Raw genomic sequence first — 1621 nt, 5'->3', positions numbered from 1 at the left:
GCCGCGGCGCTTCGGCTGCTTGAACCAGCCGGATCACGGCCTCCTGAACACCCCACGCCTCGCTGGCCTGCCGGAAAATATGTGACACAATTCACATTCTCACCCGTCCTTTTCTGGTGTTGACTCGAAGAACTGGTGTCCCCTCCCGGGGGCGCCAACATCACACGCGCGTGAATGAGGAGATTTTTCAAATGAATAAGTCACTCCGCTTTATGGCAGTTCCCACCCTCGCTTTGGCCGCCCTGGCCCTTTCCGGTTCCCCCGCGATGGCCGCGGACCAGTCCTACCAGTCGACCCTGGGCCAGCTCAACGGCAGCGCGGGCGCCGGCACCATCACAGTTGATGTCACCGGTAACCAGGCCCACGTTGTCCTGAAAGTTTCAGGTATGCCGGCGACGTTCATGGATGCCCCGTACCCGCACGTCCAGCACATCCATGGCGGCAAGCAGGGCACCTGCCCGGACCCGTCTGCCGATAAGGACGGGGACAAGGTCATCTCCACCACCGAGGGCGACCCGTTCTACGGTCCCATCCAGACCACGCTCTCCACGAGCGGGGACACGAGCCCGGCAGCGGGCCTTGACCTCAAGGTCGGCGGCCAGGGTGCGGCCTACACCGTTGACCGCACGTTCGAACTGAACGCCGAGACCATGGCTTCCCTGAAAGCGGGCACCGCAGTGGTCGTCGTCCACGGCCTGGACCCCGCCACGCTCAGCGCGGCAGGCCAGGCCGCCAAGAGCGACCTTGCACCGACCCTTCCGCTCGCCGCCACTTCCCCCGCCCTGTGCGGGACCCTGAAGGCCGGCCAGATGAAGATGCCGGCAGGCGGCGCTGAGACCGGCGTCACCGCCGAAACCGGCACCGACACCGGAGCCCTCGCTATCGGCGGCGGTTTGGCCCTGATCGCCCTCGCCGGCGGAGCCTACGTTGTCCGCCGCCGCAGCGCCGAATCAGCAGCCTAAGCAAGGGCTGACTGGACCATCACTGTGACACTCATGAATCCCGGCCACCGCAGAGGCCCCCTGGCCTCCGCGGCGGCCGGGGTTCTGCTCCTGCTCACCCTGGCCGGCTGCGGCGCAGGAAACAACGGAACGCCCGACGCCGGCCCCCCACCTTCCGCTTCCACCTCATCTCCGGTAACACCCGGCACGACCGCGGCTCCGACACCGGCTACAGCCACCCCGCCGCCCGCCGCCCCCGTGGCGGCCCCGCCCGCACAGCAGCTTCCGCCGGTGATGGGCGCTTCCGCTCCCGTCACCTTGGCCATTGCCTCGATCGGGGTCCGGANCCGGAAGACACCGGTAACGGCACACCCGCCAGCTGGTACAACGGCTCCCCCACACCCGGAGAACGCGGCCCCTCCGTGATGCTCGGGCACGTCAACGCCCTCGGCGGGAACACCGGGGTCTTCGCGGACCTCCAAAAGCTCAAAAACGGCGACGAAATCAACGTGTCCCGAACCGACGGCAGCATCGCCGTGTTCACCGTTGACCGCGGCGCCCTCTACAGCAAGAACGCATTCCCCACCCTCGAGGTCTACGGCAACACCGACGGCGCCGAACTCCGGCTGGTCACCTGCGACGGCTACGACCCCGCCACCGGCCTTTTCGATGACAACTAC

The 1621-nt window shown here is 67.3% G+C and carries 2 protein-coding genes; both read left to right on the top strand.

Going from position 1 to position 1621, the window contains the following annotated elements:
- Positions 1-191 precede the first annotated feature (191 nt).
- The gene (locus tag ACX80M_RS20965) at positions 192-962 is read left to right on the top strand and encodes a hypothetical protein (protein WP_459310380.1); all 771 of its coding nucleotides are present in this window, start codon (positions 192-194) and stop codon (positions 960-962) included.
- Between the two features lie 404 nt (positions 963-1366).
- Positions 1367-1621 (top strand): sortase domain-containing protein (locus tag ACX80M_RS20960; RefSeq protein ID WP_459310391.1); only part of this gene is annotated, 255 nt, incomplete at its 3' end.

The organism is Pseudarthrobacter sp. MDT1-22 (genome assembly GCF_054511035.1).
This window is presented reverse-complemented; position numbering and strand designations above follow the sequence as displayed.

Bases quoted from the DNA above. Each gene is read 5' to 3' on its own strand.
- ACX80M_RS20965 (WP_459310380.1), top strand. From the start codon at position 192: ATGAATAAGTCACTCCGCTTTATGGCAGTTCCCACCCTCGCTTTGGCC.